Source organism: Vibrio sp. 2CM40D (assembly GCF_023161825.1).
GTDB classification, from domain to species: Bacteria; Pseudomonadota; Gammaproteobacteria; order Enterobacterales; family Vibrionaceae; genus Vibrio; species Vibrio alginolyticus.
Genome location: NZ_JALNTL010000019.1, coordinates 14,506 through 38,628 on the forward strand (window position 1 = coordinate 14,506; position 24,123 = coordinate 38,628).

General features: G+C 46.3%; 21 protein-coding genes, 1 tRNA gene and 1 riboswitch. Of the genes, 10 read left to right on the forward strand and 12 right to left on the reverse strand.

Annotation, left to right across the window (positions count from 1 at the left end; translation table 11 throughout):
* Window positions 1-47 precede the first annotated feature (47 nt).
* From rarD to ggt, 4 genes are all read left to right on the forward strand, one after another.
* Window positions 48-965, forward strand: coding sequence for an EamA family transporter RarD (gene rarD, locus MTF70_RS23325; protein WP_005378774.1), 918 nt, complete (start codon window positions 48-50; stop codon window positions 963-965).
* A 71-nt stretch (window positions 966-1,036) separates the two neighbouring features.
* Window positions 1,037-1,834, forward strand: a complete 798-nt coding sequence (locus MTF70_RS23330; protein WP_005382915.1) for an AraC family transcriptional regulator — start codon at window positions 1,037-1,039, stop codon at window positions 1,832-1,834.
* A 91-nt stretch (window positions 1,835-1,925) separates the two neighbouring features.
* The gene (locus MTF70_RS23335; RefSeq protein ID WP_025768968.1) at window positions 1,926-2,585 is read left to right on the forward strand and encodes a LysE family translocator; all 660 of its coding nucleotides are present in this window, start codon (window positions 1,926-1,928) and stop codon (window positions 2,583-2,585) included.
* Between the two features lie 111 nt (window positions 2,586-2,696).
* Window positions 2,697-4,463 (forward strand): gamma-glutamyltransferase, encoded by a 1,767-nt coding sequence (gene ggt, locus MTF70_RS23340; RefSeq protein WP_025768967.1) that lies wholly within the window; start codon window positions 2,697-2,699, stop codon window positions 4,461-4,463.
* Between the two features lie 982 nt (window positions 4,464-5,445).
* Here the strand turns inward: ggt and uvrD are convergent.
* Window positions 5,446-7,620 carry a DNA helicase II gene (gene uvrD, locus MTF70_RS23345; protein ID WP_005378778.1) on the reverse strand — a complete coding sequence of 725 codons (2,175 nt, stop codon included), beginning with the start codon at window positions 7,618-7,620 and terminating at the stop codon, window positions 5,446-5,448.
* A 281-nt stretch (window positions 7,621-7,901) separates the two neighbouring features.
* On the opposite strand from uvrD, the gene MTF70_RS23350 reads away from it, so the two are divergent.
* From MTF70_RS23350 to MTF70_RS23365, 4 genes are all read left to right on the forward strand, one after another.
* Window positions 7,902-8,162, forward strand: a complete 261-nt coding sequence (locus MTF70_RS23350) for a DUF2282 domain-containing protein (protein ID WP_205461611.1) — start codon at window positions 7,902-7,904, stop codon at window positions 8,160-8,162.
* Window positions 8,163-8,261: 99 nt separating this feature from the next.
* Window positions 8,262-9,134, forward strand: a complete 873-nt coding sequence (locus MTF70_RS23355) for a DUF692 domain-containing protein (protein WP_205461612.1) — start codon at window positions 8,262-8,264, stop codon at window positions 9,132-9,134.
* On the forward strand, window positions 9,131-9,889 hold the full coding sequence (locus MTF70_RS23360; protein WP_054866613.1) for a DNA-binding domain-containing protein: 759 nt from the start codon (window positions 9,131-9,133) through the stop codon (window positions 9,887-9,889). Before MTF70_RS23355 ends, MTF70_RS23360 begins: the two co-directional genes overlap by 4 nt.
* 10 nt (window positions 9,890-9,899) lie before the next feature.
* On the forward strand, window positions 9,900-10,355 hold the full coding sequence (locus MTF70_RS23365) for a DoxX family protein (RefSeq protein ID WP_248394435.1): 456 nt from the start codon (window positions 9,900-9,902) through the stop codon (window positions 10,353-10,355).
* Between the two features lie 31 nt (window positions 10,356-10,386).
* Here the strand turns inward: MTF70_RS23365 and MTF70_RS23370 are convergent, their stop codons facing one another.
* Both MTF70_RS23370 and MTF70_RS23375 read right to left on the reverse strand, forming a co-directional pair.
* Window positions 10,387-10,668 carry a hypothetical protein gene (locus MTF70_RS23370; protein ID WP_005378786.1) on the reverse strand — a complete coding sequence of 94 codons (282 nt, stop codon included), beginning with the start codon at window positions 10,666-10,668 and terminating at the stop codon, window positions 10,387-10,389.
* A gap of 91 nt (window positions 10,669-10,759) precedes the next feature.
* Window positions 10,760-11,953 carry a multidrug effflux MFS transporter gene (locus tag MTF70_RS23375; protein WP_005382927.1) on the reverse strand — a complete coding sequence of 398 codons (1,194 nt, stop codon included), beginning with the start codon at window positions 11,951-11,953 and terminating at the stop codon, window positions 10,760-10,762.
* 107 nt (window positions 11,954-12,060) lie between these two features.
* Between MTF70_RS23375 and MTF70_RS23380 the strand changes: the two genes are divergently transcribed.
* Window positions 12,061-13,002, forward strand: coding sequence for a LysR family transcriptional regulator (locus MTF70_RS23380; RefSeq protein WP_005378791.1), 942 nt, complete (start codon window positions 12,061-12,063; stop codon window positions 13,000-13,002).
* Between the two features lie 203 nt (window positions 13,003-13,205).
* Entirely contained in the window at window positions 13,206-14,996 is a 1,791-nt protein-coding gene (locus tag MTF70_RS23385; RefSeq protein WP_151514364.1) for an aminopeptidase P family protein, read from the forward strand.
* A gap of 128 nt (window positions 14,997-15,124) precedes the next feature.
* On the opposite strand, the gene thiH is transcribed toward MTF70_RS23385, so the two are convergent.
* From thiH to MTF70_RS23430, 9 genes are all read right to left on the reverse strand, one after another.
* Complete coding sequence (gene thiH / locus MTF70_RS23390; RefSeq protein WP_054866611.1) at window positions 15,125-16,237, reverse strand: 2-iminoacetate synthase ThiH; 1,113 nt, start codon at window positions 16,235-16,237, stop codon at window positions 15,125-15,127.
* A gap of 34 nt (window positions 16,238-16,271) precedes the next feature.
* Window positions 16,272-17,039: a thiazole synthase gene (locus MTF70_RS23395; RefSeq protein WP_054866621.1), complete on the reverse strand. Its 768-nt coding sequence runs from the start codon at window positions 17,037-17,039 to the stop codon at window positions 16,272-16,274.
* 5 nt (window positions 17,040-17,044) lie between these two features.
* On the reverse strand, window positions 17,045-17,299 hold the full coding sequence (gene thiS, locus MTF70_RS23400; RefSeq protein WP_005378804.1) for a sulfur carrier protein ThiS: 255 nt from the start codon (window positions 17,297-17,299) through the stop codon (window positions 17,045-17,047).
* A 38-nt stretch (window positions 17,300-17,337) separates the two neighbouring features.
* Window positions 17,338-18,111 carry a HesA/MoeB/ThiF family protein gene (locus MTF70_RS23405; RefSeq protein WP_025768962.1) on the reverse strand — a complete coding sequence of 258 codons (774 nt, stop codon included), beginning with the start codon at window positions 18,109-18,111 and terminating at the stop codon, window positions 17,338-17,340.
* Window positions 18,098-19,516 (reverse strand): thiamine phosphate synthase, encoded by a 1,419-nt coding sequence (locus MTF70_RS23410; protein ID WP_025768961.1) that lies wholly within the window; start codon window positions 19,514-19,516, stop codon window positions 18,098-18,100. The genes MTF70_RS23405 and MTF70_RS23410 overlap by 14 nt, the downstream gene beginning before the upstream one ends.
* Window positions 19,516-21,456: a phosphomethylpyrimidine synthase ThiC gene (thiC, locus tag MTF70_RS23415; RefSeq protein WP_025768960.1), complete on the reverse strand. Its 1,941-nt coding sequence runs from the start codon at window positions 21,454-21,456 to the stop codon at window positions 19,516-19,518. Before thiC ends, MTF70_RS23410 begins: the two co-directional genes overlap by 1 nt.
* Window positions 21,457-21,619: 163 nt before the next feature.
* Window positions 21,620-21,718: riboswitch (TPP riboswitch) on the reverse strand.
* 60 nt (window positions 21,719-21,778) lie between these two features.
* Entirely contained in the window at window positions 21,779-22,162 is a 384-nt protein-coding gene (gene crcB, locus MTF70_RS23420) for a fluoride efflux transporter CrcB (RefSeq protein ID WP_005378811.1), read from the reverse strand.
* A gap of 123 nt (window positions 22,163-22,285) precedes the next feature.
* A complete protein-coding gene (locus tag MTF70_RS23425; RefSeq protein WP_248394437.1) occupies window positions 22,286-23,668 on the reverse strand; it encodes a multicopper oxidase family protein in 1,383 nt (460 codons plus the stop codon).
* Window positions 23,669-23,912: 244 nt separating this feature from the next.
* Window positions 23,913-23,989 (reverse strand) — tRNA-Trp (locus MTF70_RS23430).
* Window positions 23,990-24,123 lie beyond the last annotated feature (134 nt).

Here is a 24,123-nt window from a genome sequence, read left to right on the forward strand (position 1 = left end):
GTATACTGATTTTCTGCTCTATAAAACACACAATTAGGTGACACTTCATGACACCAGAAGACGAACAACAACGCGCGCGGCAAGGCATCTTGCTAGCGATTGGCGCGTATACCATGTGGGGCATTGCGCCGATGTACTTTAAGTCCATCGCACAAGTATCTCCTTTGGAAATTCTCAGCCACCGAGTGATATGGTCTTTCTTTTTGCTTGCTGCACTCCTCCATTTTGGCCGTCACTGGCGCTCGGCTTACCACATCGCGAAAGACAAAACGAAAATCGCTTACCTGATCGCAAGTTCCATGTTAATTGGCGGCAATTGGTTGATTTTCATTTGGGCGGTAAACTCGAATCATATGCTCGACGCCAGCTTAGGTTATTACATTAATCCACTGATCAACGTCTTACTCGGGATGGTATTTTTGGGAGAGAGACTGCGTAAATTACAGTGGTTCGCGGTTGTATTGGCAGGTTGTGGCGTACTCGTTCAACTGATTGTATTTGGCTCCGTACCTGTTGTTGCGATGGCGTTAGCAATGAGCTTCGGCTTTTATGGCTTATTAAGAAAGAAAGTCAGTGTCGATGCAAAAACTGGCTTGTTTATCGAGACATTACTTCTACTGCCAGTGGCCGCTGTTTATTTGCTTTTTATTGCCGATACACCAACCTCAAATATGCTTACGAATCCACTTACGTTAAATAGTTTGTTGATCGCGGCTGGGGTTATAACAACCCTGCCACTGCTGTGCTTTACGGGTGCAGCAACAAGACTCAAATTATCGACTTTGGGCTTTTTCCAATATATAGGCCCAAGCTTAATGTTTTTACTTGCTGTATTGATGTATGGCGAACCCTTTACCATGGATAAAGCGATCACTTTCGTCTTTATTTGGGGAGCACTAGTCGTGTTTAGCTTTGATGGATTACGTAATAACCGTCGCTCACGCCGAATCGTTCAGCCACAGTGATCGTTTTTTACAAGACAAGTTAGAAATTGCCAGATAAGCTTGGTCATAATGTGACCAAGCTTTTTTATTTAATGGAACATATTCAGTACTACGCAACCGACCATGACAACTTGAGTCTAATAGAGGCGAAATACCAGAAATTTGCTTTTCAAAGGCATTACCATCTGGATTTTCATCTCGGCCTGATCACGCATGGTGCGCAGAAGTTCCAATACCAAGGTAACAGCCACCAAGTTGGTCACGGGCAAATTGTGATTATGCCGCCGGATGAGCTGCACGACGGGCAATCTAAGCTCGAGAGTGGCTACGAAGTAAATGTGTTTGCGATCGAACCTCATCTATTGAGCGATCTGGCTGATCTTAAGCAAAACGGTCAAATAATACACTTCAACGAACTGATCATCTCGGATCCGCAGATATTTTCACAACTTAGTAACTTACACGGGCTGCTTCGTCGTGAAAACCTCAGCCAACTCACCAAAGATTGCCTTCCTTTTGAAGGATTTAACCAACTTTTTGATCGCTACGGATCGCTTGAGCGACAAAAAGTGGTGCCGCTAGGAAACCAATCGCTTGGGACGTTAAAAGATTATCTAATGGCTAACCTTGACCAAGCGGTGCGTTTGGATTCACTTTCAGAGCTGTGCCAACTGAGCCCAACTCAGTTCCAGCGCCACTTTAAAGCGCAAACTGGCATGACGCCTTATGCATGGTTCGCACGCCTGCGCCTTGAACAAGGCATGAAGTTACTGCAAGCTGGTCAATGTGGTACCGACGTCGCTCATCAAATCGGTTTCTATGATCAAGCGCATTTCAGCAAAGCGTTTAAACAGACCTACGGCGTTTCCCCTTCTCAAGTGGCTCGTTAATTTCATTTACCGAGAAAGCTGTCAGTTTTTTACAAGCGCCACAGGTGACTTACCACGACAATAGCCGCATTGGTTAAATTTGAGATGTGTTATGAATGAATCCACCATATTGCTGACACTCGCCAGCATTCACTTTATTGCCCTAATGAGTCCAGGTCCGGACTTTGCGCTGGTCGTACAAAATGCGACGCGTCATGGTCGTCAAACTGGCTTGTACATTGCGTTGGGATTGTCCGTCGGTATTTTGCTGCACTCTTTGTTCAGCCTGACAGGTGTGAGTTTTGTCGTCCACCAGCACCCAGTGCTGTATTCCGTGGTACAACTGCTCGGTGGTAGTTACCTGCTCTACTTAGGAATTGGCGCATTGCGTGCCGTGATCTCGATGATCCAAAACCCACTGACGGATCAACCTAAGAAGCAAAATAACCTAGTGATCAGCAATAAGCGTCAAGCGTTTGCTAAAGGGTTTGCGACCAACATTCTTAACCCAAAAGCCCTGGTGTTCTTTGTCAGTTTGATGTCGAGTTTAGTCCCAGCAGGTATGTCGATTACTGGCAAAGGTACTGCCTTGGTCATCCTGTTTGGCTTGTCGCTATTCTGGTTCTCTAGCCTTGCATGGATGCTGTCGACACAGCGCTTACAGCGTAAATTACAACAAGCGGGTATCTACATCGACGGTCTATGCGGCGTGGTATTTACTCTAGTGGGCGGCAGTATTCTATACCAAACTATCAATACTTTTATCGGATAAAGTACTGATTTAAAAGCGTAGCACAATCGACATTTCTAAGATTGCTGACTCGACGTGACTCTCCATAACTGCCAAGCTCAAAGCACAAAACTGGCAACATGGAGAGTCATCATGCATTGGACGTTCAACCGACTCGTGACCACGGGTCTTTTTCTTACTTCCCCACTCGTCTTATCTACCTCAGCCTTTGCTAACCAAGCAGCAGATGCGGTTGCACCGGAGCACAGTACTGGCTTCGAGCAAAAGCAATTGGTCAAAGCCAAAGGTTATATGGTCACAGCAGCCAACCCACTTGCAACCCAAGCCGGGGCGGATGTTCTTGCACAAGGGGGCAATGCTATTGATGCCATGGTTGCCGTACAATTGATGCTGGGCTTGGTAGAGCCGCAATCATCAGGTATTGGTGGCGGTGCCTTCTTAGTGTATTGGGACAGTGAGAAACAAAAACTGACTACGTATGATGGACGCGAAACCGCACCGCTCGCCGCGACGCCGAAACTCTTTTTAGACGAAAAAGGACAACCCCTACAATTTTACGATGCGGTTGTCGGCGGGCGCTCCGTTGCCACTCCTGGTACAGTGAAACTGCTGTGGGACACGCACCAGAAATACGGCAAGTTGGAATGGAAAAAGATCATCCAACCCGTAATTACCTTGGCTGAACAAGGTTTCGAAGTTAGTCCTCGCCTCGCGAGTCTGATTGAAAAAGATGCCAAGCGCCTATCTCGCTTCCCTGCGACTAAGGCTTACTTCTTCAATCCAGATGGCTCACCAAAAGCCGAAGGCACGTTGTTGAAGAACCCTGAATACGCGCAAACTCTGACGGCAATTGCAGAGCAAGGGGCAAAAGCTTTCTATCAAGGCGATATCGCCACAGACATCATCAAGACAGTACAGAATGCACCGGGCAATCCTGGCGTATTGGCACAACCTGACTTTGATGCGTTCCAAATCAAGCAACGTGAACCGGTTTGTGCGGCTTACCAAAGCTATAACATCTGCGGCATGGGACCACCTAGCTCTGGCGCATTGACGGTTGGACAGATTCTCGCGATCACCGAGCAATACGATCTTAAAGGTTGGGGAGCCGAAAGCGCGAAATCATGGCAAGTGATCGCTGATGCATCGCGCCTTGCGTTCGCAGATCGTGGTAAATACATGGCTGACCATGATTATGTGCCAATGCCAACCGAAGGCTTGCTTGATAAAGATTATCTCAAACAACGTGCTGAGCTCATTCAAGTCGGTAAAGCCTTGAGTAAGGCTGAAGCCGGTAATCCTCCTTGGTCGCACGCCATGGACTTAAGCATGGACCAATCGATCGAGTTGCCTTCCACCAGCCATTTCAATATCGTCGATAAGCAAGGCAATGTGGTTTCAATGACAACAACCATCGAGAACGCCTTTGGCTCACGCTTGATGGTGCGTGGCTTCTTGCTCAATAACGAACTGACCGATTTCTCTTTCCGCACGCATCAAGATGGTGTGCCAATCGCGAACCGCTTAGAACCGGGAAAACGCCCACGCTCCTCCATGGCACCGACCATTATGATGAAGGATGACAAACCTTACATGGCAATTGGCTCACCGGGTGGCAGCCGCATTATTGGTTACGTCGCACAAGCCATTATCGCCCACACGCAATGGGATATGGACATCCAGAGCGCGATTAATCAGCCACGATTGCTGAACCGTTTTGGCACCTTAGATATTGAGCAAGGTACCGCCGCAGAGGGCTTACATCCTGCTCTGGAGAAGATGGGCTTTAAAACCGATGTTCGGGATTTGAACTCTGGTCTGCATGCGATACGAATAACAAAAGACGGTCTTGAAGGCGCTGCGGATCCAAGACGTGAAGGTGCCGCTATCGGGCAGTAAGAGTCTTTCGCTCGACCCCTTGTGCGAGATCTCTCACAAAGGGTTGAGCAAACCTCTCTTTTTTAATGGTAAAACCGTACAGAAAAGAGCATAAGCCATTGAATTTAATACTCATGTATCTTTTTTGAACGCTAAGAGAGTTAAAAAATGTGAGATTAGCCCGTTGTTGGAAATCGTTAAACACGTAATATTAAACCTGTCGGAAGGATGCTGACACGGAACAGGAAACACCACGGACTTGGTGAACTTCAGGAAGAAGAAACGGTTATTCAGGATGAATAGTCGGGCATGGATTGCAAAATTGGACATTGAACGGAATCAATAGTGACTAGGATGGTTGCTACTAAGGACGGGAAATGGACACCTCTGGACGAGGCAAGGATTTGAACATCAGGATGATGTCAGGGACACCGCTCAGGGAACAAGTGATGAGAGCTAACGAGGATAGTTAGCAGACCAGGATAAGGTCATTAAGGACACCGCTAGGAAGGCGACGTAAGGATTAAGCTGACGGATTCAGCACACTATCATGGATTAGATGCATGGAGCACTCTTAGTAGCTGGATTGCTGCGAGTAAGACTATAACCCCGATGGGCGCAAGCCCTCGGGGTTTTTCTTTGCCTAAAGTTTTTCTCAGTAGATCTGCTGAAAACAGGCATTCACCCACAACGCCCACCTTTCACTTCAAACGGCATCGTTAAGTCGCGCTTTTGTACTCCATTTATCATTCCATTTTTTACTGCGTTAGCGACACCAAAACCGCACAAACAAAAAGAGCCGCCGAAGCAGCTCTTAAGTTGATGATACCAATCACAGTAAATAAGTGATCAGAAATAGCGTAGGGAAAATGCTTGAGAACAAGGCGCAATTTTTCGATAAGTAGTTATTCTACAATCAAAAATTGCAACGCAGTTATCGAGTATTTTAACAAGCTAGAATGACCAGTTATTTACTACGATTGGTATGAGTTTTGGTCAAGCCTTACAGTTTCTCTAGTCGTGCGTAAGCAGTTACCAACCATTTGATGCCTTCACCGTTAAAGGCAATCTGTACACGGCTTTGTGGACCACTGCCTTCGAAGTTGATGATGGTGCCTTCACCAAACTTTGGATGCATCACACGAGAACCTAGCGTAAAGCCGGTTTCATTAAAGCTCTCTTTCACAACAGTTTGGCTAAATCGACCACTGCTTGAAGGACGGCTAACTTGCGCCTTCATTCGTACTTCATCTAAACAAGTTTCTGGCAGTTCACGGATAAAGCGAGACGGTTTATGGTATTTATCCTGACCGTACAAACGGCGCATTTCAGCATAAGTGATGTACAGTTTCTGCATTGCACGGGTCATGCCTACGTAACACAGACGGCGTTCTTCTTCTAAGCGCCCTGCTTCTTCTGCCGACATTTGGCTTGGGAACATGCCTTCTTCCACACCGACCATAAACACCAATGGGAACTCTAGACCTTTCGCACTGTGTAATGTCATGAGCTGAACCGCATCTTCAAACTCATCCGCTTGTCCTTCGCCCGCTTCTAGTGCTGCGTGGGTTAGGAATGCCGTCAGCAGTGACATGTCTTCGGCTTCTTCTGGTTTCTCGAATTGGCGAGTTGCGGTCACCAATTCCTCCAAGTTCTCAATACGTGCCTTAGACTTTTCACCCTTCTCTTGCTCGTACATCGCGAACAAGCCCGAGTATTTAATTACATGGTCAGTTTGGTGATGCAGCGGCATCTCTAAGGTGTCGTCTTCTAGCGCGGTGACAAGCTCGATAAAACGGCTCAGAGCACCAGCAGCGCGACCAGCAAGCACCTTCTCGTCCAACATTGCCACGCTCGCTTCCCACATAGTGCAACCACGGTCACGAGCCGCAAAACGGATGGTTTCAAGCGTCTTATCACCCAAACCACGCGTTGGCGTATTCACCACACGTTCAAACGCCGCATCATCGTTACGGTTGGCAATCAGACGCATGTAGCTCAAGGCATCTTTGATTTCCTGACGTTCGAAGAATCGCATGCCGCCGTAGATACGGTAAGGCAGACCGGCTTGAATTAACGCTTCTTCCAGAACACGCGACTGGGCGTTGTTACGGTAAAGCATCGCAGCGTCATTCAGAGCACCGCCCTTGTCTTGCCACTCTTTGATTTTGTTCACCGCAAAACGGGCTTCATCTAATTCGTTGTAAGCGCTGTAAACCGAGATAGGCTCACCGACCACGCCATCCGTCCACAACTCTTTACCCATACGCTCGGTGTTATTCGCAATCAGGGTGTTAGATGCTTCCAGAATGGTCTTAGTGGAACGGTAGTTTTGCTCAAGACGAATGGTATTCACGCTTGGGAATTCCAGCGTAAACTTCTCAATATTCTCGACTTTTGCACCACGCCAGCCGTAAATCGACTGGTCGTCATCACCTACGATCATCACGTGACACTCAGGACCCGCCATCATACGTAGCCAAGCATATTGAATGTTGTTGGTATCTTGGAACTCATCGACCAAGATGTGCTTAAAGCGTGCTTGGTAGTGTTCACGGACGAACTTGTTATCACGCAGTAGCTCATGTGCGCGCAGCAAGATTTCCGCAAAATCGACTAAACCAGCACGGTCACACGCCTCTTGGTAAGCGGTGTACAACTGCAGATATGTCTTGGTTACTGGATCATGGTACGCATCAATGTGCGACGGGCGCAGACCTTCGTCTTTCTTACCGTTAATCCACCATGCCACTTGGCGTGCCGGCCACTGCTTCTCATCGAGGTTTTGCGCTTTAATCAAACGCTTTAGTAGACGCTGTTGGTCGTCACTGTCAATGATTTGGAAATCTTCCGGTAGCTTCGCATCAAGATAGTGTGCACGCAGAATACGGTGACAAATGCCGTGGAAAGTACCATTCCACATACCGCCTGCACTGCCCATCATTAGCTCTTCGATACGTCCACGCATCTCTGCCGCCGCCTTATTGGTAAAGGTTACCGACATGATTGAAAACGGAGAAGCTTGCTCGACCGACATCAGCCAAGCGATACGGTGAACAAGAACGCGTGTCTTACCACTTCCTGCGCCAGCAAGAACGAGCAAGTTTTCTAGAGGTGCTGCAACGGCTTCACGTTGTTTATCGTTCAAACCGTCGAGTAATAGAGATGGATCCATCATGATGAGAGCTACTGGTTATTTATACATAAAAACCGATTATAACCTAAACAACCGGGTGCTGTTTAGACAAAACTTGATAAAAAAATCGATGTTTTTTTGCCCAATACATCAATTAGTTATATCTATTTAACCCTACAAACCCATTTACTTCAGAAATTTTTCTGAAAGTTTTTTAGCCAGTTTCCTATCTTTTAAGTTAAGCAAGTTGATAACAAAAACGCCAAAACAGGCGATTCATCTTGCCAACTTAAAGTAAAGGAAATCATTCAGAGGAATTTATTATGAAAAAGTCGAATCTAGCTGTTACTGCTGCTGTTACTGGTCTTCTAGCTCTTGGTGGCACAATGCTAACTGCAGCTCCAGCTATCGCTGCTGAAAAAGAAAAGTGCTATGGCGTTTCTAAAGCGGGTAAAAACGACTGTGCAACAAAAAGCAGCTCATGCGCTGGTACTTCTAAAGAAGATAACCAAAAAGACGCATTCGTAGTCGTACCAAAAGGTCTTTGTGACAAGCTCGCTGGCGGTAGCACTTCTTCTTCATAATCTTTTATCGCTAGCTATTGTGAGGATGCGTTGACGCTCAACCAACGCAAAGCCAAGACGCATCCTTCTCTTCCCGCACGATTTGAAAAGGAGTTTCACGTGAAACACCACACCTTCCACGACCTTGTTGGAGTTGGATTAAGAACCCCTCACCTCGATTACTTTAGCCAAAACCAACCCGAGTTGTCTTGGTTAGAAATCCACAGTGAAAACTATTTCCAACCCAATGCAGCAGAGCGTCATCAACTACAAACGCTTCGCGAGCAATATCAAATTAGCTGCCACGGTATTGGTTTGTCGTTAGGTTCGGTGGAACGTGTTAGTCAAAAGCATCTTGCGCAACTTAAAGCACTGATTGACTCAATCGACCCAATCCTTGTTTCTGACCATTTAAGTTGGAGTGAAAACGGCGGTCACTACTTTAATGACCTGCTTCCACTTCCGTATACGGAAGAAGCGCTCAACGTGTTCATTCGTAACGTGAATGAAGTGCAGGATTATTTGCAACGCGAGATCTTGATAGAGAACCCATCTAGTTATGTGAAGTTTCAACATTCGACCATCAGCGAATGGGAGTTTCTTACCGAAGTGCAAAAGCGCACTGACTGTCGTTTATTGCTCGATTTAAACAATGTTTATGTTTCGGCGTTCAACCACGGTTTTGATTGCGACACATACCTAGATGCGATTCCAGCCGACAAAGTGGATGAGATTCACTTGGCAGGTTTTACCATTAAACAACTCGACAACGGTGAGATATGGATTGATACCCATAGCCGCCCAGTTAGCGATGAAGTTTGGCAGTTGTTTTCACAGTGGACAAAAAAACACGGTCCACGTCATACGTTGATTGAATGGGATTTGGATATCCCCGCGCCAGAAGTCTTATTAGGAGAAGCACAGAAAGCATCGCAACTACTGTTGCAAGGCACACTTCCAAGTGAGCAAAGCGAACCAAGGAAGGCATCATGAATCTAGCCACCTTACAAAGCCAGTTTGCTAAAGCCCTACACTATCAAGCACTCGGCGAAGATTGCGATATTGCCAGTGATACGTTTACCGCTGATGAACGCATGCAGATTTACCGCAATAACTTTATCGTCAGCTTAAGCGAGGTATTATCCGCGACCTACCCGATGGTTGAAGCGCTGCTTGGTGAAGAATGCTTTGAACAGATAGCTCGCCAGCATGTTCTTTCTTACCCATTAGAAGAAGGAAATGTGGTGCATTATGGCGAAGGCTTTCAAGACACCATCATGCAGTTCAGTCAGGTGATCGCACAAGCACCTTACAGCCCTGAAGTCGCACGCTTCGAGTGGCATATCGACCTAGCTCGTCAAGCACAGTATGAGCAATCCAATGCAGCGGAATTAAAACCGCTTGCGTTACTTGGCGAAGTGAGTGAAGAGCAACAACCCACTTTAATCTTACACCTTAAAAAGGGCTGCCGCAGCTTTGACTCCAACTACGCAGTATTCGATCTATTTAGCGCGATTCAAACTGGGCAATTCGAACAACTTAATATCAACCAATTACAGCAAGGTGTCATCTCGATTCAAGCCAATGGAGAAGCCTTGTGTCACGCACTCGATGCTGATGTGTTCCAACTGCTGCAATGTTTAGAGCAGAAGCAGAGTTTGAGCGAAATACCTGAAGTTTTACTCGCTCATCTCAATCGCATCATGGCACTCGATATTGTTGACGGCTTTACATTGCAATCAATCTAAGGAGCACTCTATGACGGATACGGTTAAAAACTTAGTGAATCGGTACGACGATTTAATCAGTACCTTACAAGCTGGCTTTGTCCCTTTACTACTTCTCTTTTGCCGCTTTTGGGTTGCTTGGGTGTTCTTCAATTCAGGACTAATCAAAATCTCATCTTGGGATAGCACGCTGTACTTATTTGAGCTGGAATACCAAGTGCCAATCTTGCCATGGGAATTGGCGGCTTATTTAGGTACGGCTGCGGAGTTGGTTCTACCGGTGTTCTTGGCACTAGGATTGATTACCCGCCCGATGGCAGCAATGCTGTTTGTGTTCAACATCATCGCAGTGATCTCTTACCCACTGTTGTGGGAGAAAGGTTTTTATGACCACCAACTTTGGGGATTGATGATTCTTATCATAATCGTATGGGGGCCAGGACCGCTGTCTTGGGACCACATCCTGAAAAAGAAAATGACGAGCTAAAAAAATCCCCGCATCATGCGGGGATTTTTTATTATTTATTCAAGTAAGCCAGTAGCTCTTCTGCTGAGATACCTTGCTGAGCGAGGTCTTTTGCCATCTGCTCGACTTGTTCATCTTTGCGTGACTCAATCACTTGCTGAAATTGGTACACGATATCACGCAAAATTGGCAGAGGTACTTGTTTAGCCGCACTACGAATACGCTCGGAGCTTTGATTACCCAGCTCATTAAGCAACTTGCCAAACATCACCTTTTCTGGTGAATCTTCCATTTGCTCTAGAATACGAGCCATTTCATACGTGGTTAACGACATTACTTTTTGAGTTCCGTTATGGTGTCAGGAAAAGTCTGAGTGACAAATATACACGCCTTACTTACATTGGAAAATACTAAATTACACTGATTTACGCTTTCGCAAAGCTCGAGTGCCAGTTCTTCCCTGCTTTTGTAAACAGAACGACCAACGCAGGTAATAGGACCCACATATGAATTGCGATCAAGGTTTGTGGATCCAGAGATAAGCGTTGCAGTGTACCCACCAGCAAACCAGAGCCACTCATTTGGAACAATCCAAGCAGTGCAGCTGCCGTGCCCGCCTTATCACCAAACGGTTCTAACGCTTTCCCTGCCGCTGCACCCAGAATGAATGCAAAACCTACAGAAGACATGAAGATAGGTAGCATGAAAGAAAGCGCGGTATTCTGACCATTCATCACTAGCATGATCACACCTGCGAGGCCCAGAGTTGAGATCCCGGTGACCAAGGTGTTGTGAGTTCCAACGCGCTCCATAAACTTAGGCGCCAGCATACATGCCGCAATGTTTATCACCGCATTTACACCAAACCAGAAAGTGAATTCATTCATCGACAGCCCCATCCCCGTCATCAATACCGACGGTGCTGAGGTAACGTAAGCAAGAATAACCGCCATCGCCATCAAGCATAATGACGCATGGAAAACAAAAGATGGTGTGCTAAGCACTGCCCAATACCGACTAAGCTTAAACACGGCTTGCTTTTCTGTTGACGGGTTAGTCTCTTTCATCATGAAAAACATCAATGATCCAGACACCACAGCAAAACCCGCCATAAAGCTAAAGTTAGCACGCCAGTCAAATTGCTGAGTTAACCAGCTACCTAGAATTGGAGCTAAAGCCGGAATGAAACAAATCGCACCATTAAGGTAGCTGATCATTTTGCCGCTTTTTTCCGGGCCAAAGATATCGCGAACTGTTGCAAAGGCTGCTACCGATGTCGCACACGCACCTAAGCCTTGTAGCAGTCGGGAAACCAACATCCACTCAATATTTTGAGCACTCCACGCCAATAAAGCGCTCATCGCGTAAATGGTGATACCGCCCAGTGCAACAGTTCGACGTCCGAGTTTATCTGCTAGGGGACCTGCGAATAGCTGACCAACACCCATAGCAAATAAGAACCAAGTGATCGTGTCTTGTGCTAGCGCATTATCGACCTGAAAAGTGGAAGCAATAAGAGGTAAAGCAGGTAGATAAATATCAATCGCTAAAGGACTGAAAAGAACCAAAAGGGTCAATAACGCCATCTGTTTTTTACTATTAGAAAACTGGCTAGACACACAACACTCCGAATTGGATAAAGAACTTTGGGTAAAGCTTAATCATCTGATGATATGAATGGAAATGATGTATAATCATGAGCATTATTCCTCAGAGGAAATTCACTGTGAACGTCGAAAAACTGGCTCGTATCGATTTAAATCTATTGGTCTGCTTTAAAGTGCTGATTGAAGAGTTAAACGTTACTCGTGCGGCCCACCGATTGTGCTTAAGCCAATCCGCCGTAAGTAAATCACTGGCTAAACTGCGCATTCAATTTGATGACCCGCTTTTCACTCGAAACTCACATGGATTAACACCTACGCCGCGCGCATTGTTTCTTAAACCGAAACTGGATCTGTTGATAAATCAGTTAGAAGTGCTGACTCAACCCGAAGAGTTTTCTCCGCAAAGCAGCGAATACCGTTTTCAAATAGCAGCGGTAGAGAGTGTCTACCCTCTCATTCTACCCCATTTCTTACCGGCGATTTTTCAACAAGCACCTGGCGTGACAATTAGCACACACCCGTGGTCGGATAATACATTTAAAATGCTTCAACGCGGCGAACTGGATTTAGGCTTAACTGGAAAAGATATCGATATAAACGATGCCAAGCTGACTCTTCAACCACCCGATGACATTTGCGAGTTGGAAATTTATCGTGATTACCAAATGTGCATCATTCGCAAAAACCACCCTGCGCTAAAACAACCTTGGAATCTGGAAGCCTATCTCGCCCTACGCCATGTACAAGTACGTTGTGATGGCAACGACCGTTGGTTGCTGGATTATCGCCTTGCAGATATTGGCGCCGACCGCGATATTGCCGTCACCGTGCCCGACTTTAACAGTGCCGCAAGTTTATGTTCATACACCGACTTTATCTTTACTGCGCCAAGTCATTTTGTGCAACTTGCGGCCAAACAGCTTGATTTGGTCGTGCTGCCACTACCGTTAGAATTCCCACCTATGGCTTACACTTTATTCTGGCACCGAGATAGAGAAAACGACCCTGCATTAGGCTGGCTACGTACGATGATCACACAAAAAACCGATCACCTTAGATAAAAACACCGCACTCAATTTGCGCTTAGCGGCTAAAATGAGTAGCTTAACTGTCGTAGTCCTTTTTGGCTCATCTATGGCCTAGTTGTACTCCGACTCTATTGAAGTGATTGCGAACCTCAATGGAATCGTAAACTGCATGAAGCAGATGGAAACAGCTCCCACACCTGAGCATGAAGGAGCGGTAATTTGAAGGAATAACACAGATGCACAACGATACCCAAAGCCGCGTGAATGCAATTCGCGAATGGCTAGCACAACATAATATTGATGCCCTACTTGTCCCTCATGAAGACGAGTACTTGGGTGAATACGTACCAGCGCACAACGAGCGTTTACATTGGCTAACTGGCTTTACCGGTTCTGCTGGTGCTGCGGTAATCACCAAAGACAAAGCCGCTATCTTTGTTGATGGTCGCTACACAGTACAAGTAACAAAGCAGGTTCCTGCTGATCTATTCGAATACCGTCACTTGATTGAAGAGCCTGCACTAGATTGGATTAAAGACCATCTTGCAAATGGCGCGTCTGTGGCAATCGACCCTCGCATGCACAACGCTGCTTGGCTAGACATGGCACAAGCAAAACTTGCAGGTGCCCTTGAGCTTAAGATTCTCGATAGCAACCCAATTGATGAACTGTGGCACGACCGCCCTGCTCCTGTGGTTTCTGATGTTCGCCTAATGGCAACAGAAGCAGTTGGTCAGTCAAGTGAAAGCAAACGCCAAGAAATCGCAGAGCTCGTGAAAAAAGCCGGTGCAGACAGCGCAGTGATCACAGCACTTGATTCTATCTGTTGGTTGCTCAACGTTCGTGGTCTAGATGTCTCACGTCTACCAGTTCTGCTTTCTCACGCGATTCTGCACTCAGACTCAAGCGTGGAATACTTCCTAGATCCTGCTCGCCTACCTGCTGAGTTTGACGCTCATGTTGGTGCCGGCGTGACGGTTCATCACCCAGAAGCATTGCAAGCACGACTAGAAAACCTAACTGGCAAGAATGTACTGGTTGACCCTGCGACAAGTAACGCGTGGTTTAAGCTGGTTCTACAAAACGCTGGCGCATCTGTGGTGAGTAAAGCTGATCCATGCCTAATGCCAAAAGCAGCAAAGAACGCTGTTGAAATCGCAGGCATGAAAGCATGTCATATCCGTGATGGCGTAGCGATGAGTAAGTTCCTTTCTTGGTTAGATGCTGAAGTCGTTGCGGGTAACCTGCATGATGAAGCGACGCTGGCAGACAAACTGGAAGCGTTCCGCAGCGAAGACCCGACACTTATGGATCTTAGCTTCGATACTATCTCGGCAGCAGGTGGCAACGCGGCGATGTGTCACTATAATCACGAGAACCAACCTGAACCTGGCAAGCTAGAACTGAACACACTTTACCTAGTGGATTCAGGCGGTCAGTACCTAGATGGCACGACAGACATCACGCGTACCATCGCGATCGGTCAGCCTTCACAAGAGATGATTAAACAATTCACTCTCGCGCTAAAAGGCCACATCGGTGTTGCACGTGCACGTTTCCCGAAAGGCACACGTGGTTACCAAATCGATACGCTAGCTCGTCAGCACCTGTGGGCGGAGGGCTACGATTACGATCACGGTACTGGTCACGGTGTTGGTCACTTCCTAAGTGTTCATGAAGGTCCAGCAAGCATTTCGAAGAAGCAAATCGACGTGCCTCTAACAGAAGGCATGGTGCTGTCCAACGAGCCAGGTTACTACCGTGCGGATGCGTTTGGTATCCGTATCGAGAACCTAGAGCTTGTTGTTGAAACCCCAACTAACGGTGACTTCCCTGTTCTGTCATTCGAGTCGCTAACACGCTGTCCAATCGACAAGCGCAACATCAATGTTGATATGCTAACTCGTCCAGAGCTTGCTTGGTTGAATGATTACCATCAGAAGGTATGGGATGAGATCAGCCCACTTGTTGAGGGTGATGTGAAAGAGTGGCTTCGTCAAGCAACGCTACCAGTAGCACACAGCTAGAAGCTAGAAGCTAGAAGCTAGAAGCTAGAAGCTAGAAAAAAGTAGAGGGTTGATGTTTTGCATCAACCCTCTTTTTTTGCCTATGTTTCACGTGAAACATAACGATGACCAGTAGCTTTCTTTGCTACTTAACCAGAATACGCTGAGTGCCAATCTCGCCATACAGGGTCAAAGCCTTTGGCTCGAATCATATCTTCCACAGAACCCGCACTTCGCTCATCACTGATCTCAAACTGCTCGAGTTCAACATCATCCATCGCATATCCACCCGGCTGAGTTTTAGATGCAGCAGACATACTGGTGATGCCTAACGGTAATGCATTGTCTCTGAACTTTGGTGATTCACGAGTCGATAATGACAACTCCACTTCTGGATTCAACAAGCGATAAGCGCAAATCAACTGCACAAGCTGCTTATCCGTCATGACTGATTTTGGTTGGAGCGCGCCCTCACAGGGACGTAAACGTGGGAAAGAAATTGAGTAACGAGTCTGCCAATATGTGCGCTCAAGATAGTCCAAGTGCGCTGCCACATAAAAACAGTCGGTACGCCACTCTTCCAACCCTATCAAAGCGCCAATACCGATCTTATCGATGCCCGCCTTTGCAAGACGGTCGGGTGTATCCAATCGGTATTCGAAATCCATCTTATTGCCACGCAAATGGTGCTCGGCGTAAGTCGAAGGATGATACGTTTCTTGATAGACCATCACCGCATCCAAACCCAATGTCTTGAGCTCAGCGTATTCGTCTTGATCAAGTGGCTGTACTTCCATCGCCAAATAGTTAAAACGTTGCTTAATCATCGGCACCATTTCGCGGAAGTATTTCATACCCACTTTAGTTTCGTGCTCGCCAGTCACCAGCAATACGCTATCAAACTTCATGCGCTTGATGGCTTCGACTTCTGCTGCCACTTCGTCTCGATTCAAGGTACGACGCTTGATTCTATTCTCCATTGAGAAGCCGCAATAAGTACAAACATTGGCGCACAAGTTAGAAAGGTACAATGGAATATAAAGCGACATGGTATTACCAAAACGCTTGCGAGTGGCCGAGTATGACAGTTGTGCCATCTGCTCTAAGTACGCTTCAGCAGCTGGTGAAATTAGCGCTTTAAAGTCTTCCAAATCACGTTTGGGTTTATTCAATGCTCGCTCAACATCTTGTGCCGTTTTCGCATAGATAGACATCGAAATGTCATCCCAATTAAGCTGCTTAAATTGTTCAACGAAGCTCATGTTTTCCTCGCTTATTAGCTAAATCAATCTAGGGCTAAAGCTCATCTAGGAATGACGTCAGTGGACTCGACGCAACCGCATGAGAAACCTTACCAGCAAGTCCGGCTTCATAAGCCATACGCCCCGACTCTACCGCCAACTTAAATGCCTTCGCCATCGCAACGGGATCGCTCGAAGCTGCAATCGCAGTATTAACGAGCACGGCATCCGCGCCCATTTCCATCGCACGCGCGGCATGTGAAGGTGCGCCAATACCCGCATCAACAATGACAGGAACATTAGCTTGGTCGATGATGATCTCTAGGAAATCGTGAGAAACTATCCCTTTGTTGGAACCAATCGGAGCACCTAATGGCATGACAGCAGAGCAGCCAACCTCTTCCAATCGTTTACACAGAACCGGGTCAGCATGACAGTAAGGAAGGACAATGAAGCCTTCACGAACCAGTTGTTCAGCGGCCGCAAGCGTCTCAATTGGATCGGGCATCAAGTACTTCGGGTCTGGGTGAATTTCCAGTTTTAGCCAGTTTGTACCTAACGCTTCTCTCGCCAATTGTGCTGCAAACACAGCATCTTTAGCATTCTTTGCACCTGAGGTGTTCGGCAATAAGTTCACGCCCGCTTGTACTAACGGCAGCAAAATATCGTCTTGTTGGTCGTTCACATCCACACGCTTCAACGCCATGGTCGCAAGTTGAGAACCCGATACTTGAATCGCTTCTGCCATTAATCGACTGTTGGCAAACTTCCCTGTTCCCGTGAACAGTCTTGATTCGAATTGTTTATCACCAATTTTAAGCATCGACTTTAACCCCCTGCGATCGCTTGAAACAAAGAGATGCTATCTCCCTGTGAAAGAACTGTGCTAGCCCACTCACTGCGCGGCACAACATTGTTATTAATTGCAAAAACACAGCCCATTTCGGGTAGCGCAAATTGACTAATGATTTGCTGTAGGTTCGACTCACTGGCAACTTGATGTGACTGGTCATTGATGACAATAGTGATCACATCTAAATCAGCAGCGGTCATTTGTGTTGTTTGTTGTTCTGATAACGTCATTGCTTCCAACTCTCTTAATTCTGCCCATTACTCGTAAGCTAAATCTGAGCACACACTTGGCACTGTTTGTCTTTGCTTATCGCCATGGTTTGCCATTGCAATTTCAATCCATCAAATAGGTGTAACTTAGCAGTCTCGACATGAAACTTTCCCGTCGCTAGTTTTTGAATTGCCGCTATCGCCTGGTAGTTACCAAGTGTGCCTACCACCGGACCGACGACACCGCTCTCACTGCATTTTTGACTTTGTGGTAATTCGTCGAACGGATACAAACAGCGGTAACACGCTTTACTCTGCGCTTCTTGTTCACTTGGTGTTTGGTAATCAAAGACAGCGAATTGTCCTTGCCAACCAATTGCCGCTGCTGAAATGAGTGGCGTATTTTGCTCGAAACAAACTTGGTTAATGAGCTGGCGCGTTGGCATGTTATCGGTGCAGTCGAGCACCACATCCGCTAGCATCACCTCAAGCTGCAGCTGTGCTTTGTCTAATCGCTTATTGAGAGCACGAATTTGAACCATAGAATTAAGGTCAGTGAGTTGCTTTACAGTCGCTTTTGTTTTCGCAACTTGGAGGTCTTGTTCACGATAAATGATCTGGCGTTGCAGGTTACTGCTATCAACTTCATCGTCATCGACCACAACCAATTTACCAACACCCGCTGATGCCAAGTACAAACTCGCTGCGCTCCCTAATCCACCACAACCGATGATCAGCACATGCGATTTGCTCAAACGCTCTTGCCCAATTTCGGCAATTTCAGGCAGAGCGACTTGGCGTTGATAACGAAGAAACTGCTTATTCGTGAGCATGCTCGCCTCTCTTGGTATCCGCAAATTCACTATTCAGATCAGTAAACGTTAGTTGTCTTTCCTTCATCAGTTGTGCAAAAAACTCGATAACGGACTGAGGTGATTCTGCCAACGTAATAGCACGCACAACCGCCAAACTAGAAACACCCGTTTGCCAAACTTGGTCTGCATTAGATTGATCAATGCCACCAATTGCGACCGTCGGAAAGCCAAGCACACAGTCACTACCTGCTTTGTCTTTTGCAGGTCTGAAAGCAGCCTCTGTATTTTTTGTATAAGGAATGCTATCAATCAGCTTTTGATACAAAGCCAAGCGCACCAAACCTTGTGGTTTCGATGGCATCTGTTTTGTGGTGGTTGGGAAAATATGCCCTAGTGCGATGTAGCTAGGATGAATTTGTACGATGCGAAGTAGTTCGTAATAACCATGCGTAGAAAGACCAAGACGAATGCCGGCTTTAGTTATCTGAGCCAAATTCGATTCTTCTATGTCTTCTTGTCCTAGGTGAACGCCATAAGCGCCATGCTTGATTGCCAACTGCCAATAGTCATTGATGAACACTTGTGCTTGATACTGACGACCTAGCTCAATTGCTCGAATGATCTGTTGTTCTAAATCGGCTTGTTGTGGGTTCTTGATTCGCAGTTGAATAGTGTTGATGCCTAGTGGCAGTAGACGCTCAATCCAAGCAACATCATCAACGACTGGATAGAGCCCCAGACTTTGCTTAGTTAGAGTTGGAAAGCTAACGCTCTCGCCTTGTGCAGACCAACCAACTTGAATACCTAGTCGGTTATCCTCCAGTACAGGCGTGGGTAAATCATCAAATTGGTCAGCCCACTGAGTAGTTCGTCCCTCGTCAAGGTTGTCATTCAACAGTGTTTCACGTGAAACATTCGCTTGTTGAGTTAACATTCCTCGAGCAAGTGTTAACGCATCTTCGATAGGAAAATCGAGTACTGTCAGCGTTACTATCCAAGCAAGGTGATATTTGGGAGCGAACATTGCGTTGAATTTGGACTTAACGGAAAGCGCTCTCACTTCGTTATTAATTGGGTGACGCCAGATATCAAGCTGAAGCACTTTCTCCTTTTCATCGGATACTTGCGTATCAGCAATGCCAATATAAATCGCTTTCGACGGTTGCTTAGCACACGCTTCTACCGATAAAGCAGAGCGGTAATAGAGCACAAATGAACTCTCATTCTCAGAGTCATAACCATCAATAAGATCTGTCGTTATGCGCGTGGTCTGTTGGTCGCGAACAAGCTGAATAGATTGAGTTGGGCTTACACCCAACTCAATGTCTTCGATGCTAAAACCCTGTTCTTTCGCCAACAACAAACATTGCTGAACTAAACCAGTCAGTTCAATCAATGATGACGGAATAAGGATTTTGCTCATTAGTCACTTACCTCGGCATGTGCTGCTGGGTGGTATAGTTCAGAACCTGACTCTCTAAATTCTTGCGATTTCTGACGCATCCCCTCAAGAGGATCATCCAGCATTTTGATCGATATAGCTTGGTCCGCAACAACTTGCTCAGTGTCTTTCGCATACTCTCGTACCTCTTGCGAGATCTTCATCGAGCAGAACTTTGGTCCACACATCGAACAGAAGTGAGCAACTTTGCCGGACTCTTGAGGCAAGGTTTCATCATGGAAAGCACGAGCAGTATCTGGGTCGAGCGACAAGTTAAATTGATCTTCCCAGCGGAACTCGAAGCGAGCTTTAGAAAGCGCATTATCACGAACTTGAGCGCCAGGGTGCCCTTTCGCTAAATCAGCGGCGTGCGCAGCAAGCTTGTAAGTGATCATGCCTACTTTCACGTCTTCTTTGTTTGGTAAGCCAAGATGCTCTTTAGGAGTTACGTAGCAAAGCATTGCACAGCCATACCAACCAATCATGGCAGCGCCGATGCCTGAAGTAATATGGTCGTAACCAGGAGCAACGTCTGTCGTCAGCGGACCAAGGGTATAGAAAGGAGCCTCATGACAGTGCTCTAACTGCTCTTCCATGTTCTCTTTGATCATATGCATTGGAACATGACCAGGGCCTTCAATAATCACCTGTACGTCGTATTCCCACGCAACCTTGGTCAATTCGCCAAGAGTACGAAGCTCTGCAAATTGCGCTTGATCGTTAGCATCAGCAACCGAGCCAGGACGCAGACCATCACCAAGAGATAGTGCAACATCGTACTTAGCACAGATTTCACAGATCTCTCGGAAATGGGTGTATAAGAAGCTTTCTTGGTGGTGCGCTAAACACCATTTCGCGATGATAGAACCACCACGAGAGACGATACCAGTCACACGTTTTGCAGTCATTGGAACATAACGAAGTAGTAAACCGGCATGGATAGTAAAGTAGTCAACGCCCTGCTCTGCTTGCTCAATCAGGGTATCGCGCATCACTTCCCAGTTAAGGTTTTCCGCAACACCGTTCACTTTCTCAAGCGCTTGGTACATTGGCACGGTACCGATCGGAACCGGACTGTTACGTAGAATCCACTCGCGAGTTTCATGAATATTGCGTCCAGTAGAGAGATCCATAACGGTATCGCCCCCCCAACGTGTCGCCCAAACGAGCTTCTCTACTTCTTCCTCAATCGAAGAAGTGACCGATGAGTTACCGATGTTTGCGTTCACTTTGACCAAAAAGTTACGTCCAATGATCATTGGTTCGGATTCTGGGTGGTTAATATTGGAAGGGATAATAGCGCGACCTTCGGCGACTTCTTTGCGCACGAATTCGGCGGTAATATCTTTTGGTAGGTTCGCTCCGAAGCTTTGACCCGGATGCTGTTGATTCAGCACTTCATCGCGATACTTGGCACGCCCCATGTTTTCACGCAGCGCGATATATTCCATTTCTGGGGTAATAATACCTTTGCGAGCATAGTGCAATTGAGTCACACAATGGCCATCTTTGGCACGTCGAATACGTGGTAAATTACCGTAACGAAGATCGTCTAGTGTTTCGTCTTCTAAGCGTTCTTTGGTGTACACCGAGCTTACTTCATCAAGTAGCTCAGTATCGGCGCGCTCTTCAATCCACCCTTCTCTCAGCTTAGGTAAGCCATTATAGAGGTCTATGGTGTGCTCTGGATCTGTGTATACACCCGACGTATCGTAAACGCGTACTGGCTCATTAGGTTCGAATATAGGCGCTTCTTTTGTGCCTCCAATAAGGCTATCAGCGAGTGATATTTCACGCATTGGTACACGAATATCTGGACGTGAGCCTTCTACGTAGACTTTGCTTGAATTGGGGTACGGTTGTACCGAGAGTGTATCAATGAACTGTTTTGCTTCCAGTCTCGCTTGTTTGCGACTCGACATAGCATTTTTCCTTGCTTTGTTATACTAGATAAAAAGTAATTGGATAAAAATGCTTGGCGGATAGATGCGACAAGAGGAGTCAAATTAAGGCTAGTTAAAGCTTACGATATTTGCCTGTAACAACATTCGACTTTTGATAGGTCAACCAGAAAGAACTCCGGTGTGAATATCTTCTCTTGTTCCCTTCGCAGATTCTAATCTGATCAGGTTCAACGGATCCCGAATTAACGGTCTCAGCCTTATGGCACTCCGACAAGTGATATCAGTATATAAAAACGGCTTGGTGAAACCAAGCCGACCTGTTCAATTTTTAACTACTTTGCTAGCTGCGCATCAATAATTGAAAGCCTATCCACGCAGCTGAAATACTTAACACGACATTCAACAATACGTTCAATCCCATCTTAAAGAAAGCGCCCTGCTGCATGAGCAACACATTATCCATCGAGAAGGTGGAAAACGTCGTTAGTGCGCCTAAAAAACCCAAGCCAATCACTTGTCGCCAAGGTTCCGTTGCCAAAAGTTCATTATCGAAAGCTGCTATCAATAAGCCCATCATAAATGAGCCAACAACGTTAACGGTTAACGTACCATATGGAAAACCACGCCCCAATAAAATGACACAAAGTTCAGAAATTAAGTAACGAGAACATGCACCAAATGCACCACCCAATGCAATAAAACCCAAAACGGATAGTTGTCCCATAATTCCCCCAGAAAAGTTAATGGCGACATTGTAATCAAATTTACGGCAATAGTGATTATACAATCTTAGAATTCAGCAAAGTATAGCGCTTAAAACTTATCAAGATTTTAAAAGTTACAGGAGTCACTTTACTTCGATGTAACCCATCAAACCCGTCTTCATATGTTCAATTACATGACAATGGTACATCCAACGCCCTGGGTTATCTGCAACAAATGCCGCTTTCGCACTGCCGTTTTTTCCAAGTAAGACCGTATCGGTATGAAACGGTTCGTCGAGTTTTTTGCCATCTAACTCAAGAACCGTAAATGTGTGTCCATGAAGATGAATAGGATGATGATATTGGGTGACGTTCTTTAGGTTGAAGATATAGGTTTTTCCAATCTCCAATGTTGAAAGCGGCGCTGGAATATTATCTTTGCTCATTCCCTCCCAAGCCCGTTTGTTCATCAGCCAGAATTGGGGGATCGCTTTGCCCGATTGATCAGCAGGAGTGATCGCCCCCTCCCACTCAAACACATAATCGATTTGCTCTGCATTTTTCAAATCGAGATCTGGCACAGGGTTGAGAGGTAATAAAGGCAGTTTCTGGTTGTTCGACAGGTCAGACTCAACAACGTCAAACTCGCACAAAGGGAATGGGAAGCGTCCTTTCATTTGACGCACATAAACACGTGTTCCAGCCTTCGGAGCAATCAATCCGATATCTAACCTCACTCCCGGACCAATTTTGTGCTGAGTGAGCTTATAAGGCGCTTTAACAGGATTACCATCAATAGCAATAACCCAAGCCTCTGCACCTTCAATAGCGATCGGGTAAGTAATGGTATTATCGACATTAGCAATTCTTAATCGCGTAGTGGCATTCTGCTTCAGCGTATAAACAGGTTCATGCACACCATTGACGCTACTCCACTCTCCGGGAGTCCCCATACGAGCGCTCAAGCGCGGCACCATAAGGTTCTTCCACTGACCTAGTTTGTCTAAATGCCAATGCTTGAGGACGACTTCATGCTCTTCATCAAACTGAACCGGCTCTGCCTCTTCAACGACAATTAGCCCGACTAAGCCCATACCAAGCTGCTTCACACTATTCATATGTGGGTGATACCAAAATGTGCCCGCATCTGGTGGTGTAAATTCATAAACGAATGTTTCACCTGGCATGATAGGCTGCTGGCTCAAGAAAGGGACACCATCCATTTCAATAGGGATTCGCAAGCCATGCCAGTGGATTGTAGTCGGCTCTGAAAGCTTGTTAGTAAACCGAATTATAACTTTCTCGCCTTGGCGACAACGAATCACAGGCGCTGGAATCGAACCATTAAATGCGAGTACGTCTGTGTTAAACCCAGGGACCAATTCTGCAGTAGAAGGTTCTGCAGTGATATCGTATATATATTGCCCCTGCTTATTAGTGCTCCTAGATAGAGAACATGCAGGTAGAACGGCAAGCGCGGAGATTGCTAAGGATGATTGAAGAAAGCGTCGACGAGATATATCCATACATAGTTACTCATTAATCCAGATCGGTTGAGTGTAACTAAATATAAATAGTGATTCCCCTTTATTATTAAAATTTCGGGCCACTGATCATTACAGCTAACTGTAGTTTCGTTCGTTCAGTAGATTAAATGCAGCCAAAGTACAGCAGAAAGCCATACTTACGGGATAAGAGTAGAAATAAGCTATAATAATGAGAAGAAACCAGATACAAAAAAGGCTCTGACCTAAGCCAGAGCCTGATATATGGCAGGGGTGGAGAGATTCGAACTCCCAACACGCGGATTTGGAATCCGCTGCTCTGCCAATTGGAGCTACACCCCTATAGAATTTTCATATTCTAGATTTGACAAAACCTCGCATAAGCGAGGTTGTCGATATTAAGTGGCGGAGTGGACGGGACTCGAACCCGCGACCCCCGGCGTGACAGGCCGGTATTCTAACCAACTGAACTACCA

Coding starts and splice junctions, on each gene's coding strand:
- uvrD (WP_005378778.1), bottom strand. CDS start 7,620: ATGATGGATCCATCTCTATTACTCGACGGTTTGAACGATAAACAACGT.
- rarD (WP_005378774.1), top strand. CDS start 48: ATGACACCAGAAGACGAACAACAACGCGCGCGGCAAGGCATCTTGCTA.
- crcB (WP_005378811.1), bottom strand. CDS start 22,162: ATGGGACAACTATCCGTTTTGGGTTTTATTGCATTGGGTGGTGCATTT.
- MTF70_RS23330 (WP_005382915.1), top strand. CDS start 1,037: ATGGAACATATTCAGTACTACGCAACCGACCATGACAACTTGAGTCTA.
- thiS (WP_005378804.1), bottom strand. CDS start 17,299: ATGACGTTATCAGAACAACAAACAACACAAATGACCGCTGCTGATTTA.
- MTF70_RS23405 (WP_025768962.1), bottom strand. CDS start 18,111: ATGCTCACGAATAAGCAGTTTCTTCGTTATCAACGCCAAGTCGCTCTG.
- thiC (WP_025768960.1), bottom strand. CDS start 21,456: ATGTCGAGTCGCAAACAAGCGAGACTGGAAGCAAAACAGTTCATTGAT.
- MTF70_RS23410 (WP_025768961.1), bottom strand. CDS start 19,516: ATGAGCAAAATCCTTATTCCGTCATCATTGATTGAACTGACTGGTTTA.
- MTF70_RS23360 (WP_054866613.1), top strand. CDS start 9,131: ATGAATCTAGCCACCTTACAAAGCCAGTTTGCTAAAGCCCTACACTAT.
- MTF70_RS23335 (WP_025768968.1), top strand. CDS start 1,926: ATGAATGAATCCACCATATTGCTGACACTCGCCAGCATTCACTTTATT.
- MTF70_RS23425 (WP_248394437.1), bottom strand. CDS start 23,668: ATGGATATATCTCGTCGACGCTTTCTTCAATCATCCTTAGCAATCTCC.
- MTF70_RS23385 (WP_151514364.1), top strand. CDS start 13,206: ATGCACAACGATACCCAAAGCCGCGTGAATGCAATTCGCGAATGGCTA.
- MTF70_RS23370 (WP_005378786.1), bottom strand. CDS start 10,668: ATGTCGTTAACCACGTATGAAATGGCTCGTATTCTAGAGCAAATGGAA.
- thiH (WP_054866611.1), bottom strand. CDS start 16,237: ATGAGCTTCGTTGAACAATTTAAGCAGCTTAATTGGGATGACATTTCG.
- MTF70_RS23350 (WP_205461611.1), top strand. CDS start 7,902: ATGAAAAAGTCGAATCTAGCTGTTACTGCTGCTGTTACTGGTCTTCTA.
- MTF70_RS23395 (WP_054866621.1), bottom strand. CDS start 17,039: ATGCTTAAAATTGGTGATAAACAATTCGAATCAAGACTGTTCACGGGA.
- ggt (WP_025768967.1), top strand. CDS start 2,697: ATGCATTGGACGTTCAACCGACTCGTGACCACGGGTCTTTTTCTTACT.
- MTF70_RS23365 (WP_248394435.1), top strand. CDS start 9,900: ATGACGGATACGGTTAAAAACTTAGTGAATCGGTACGACGATTTAATC.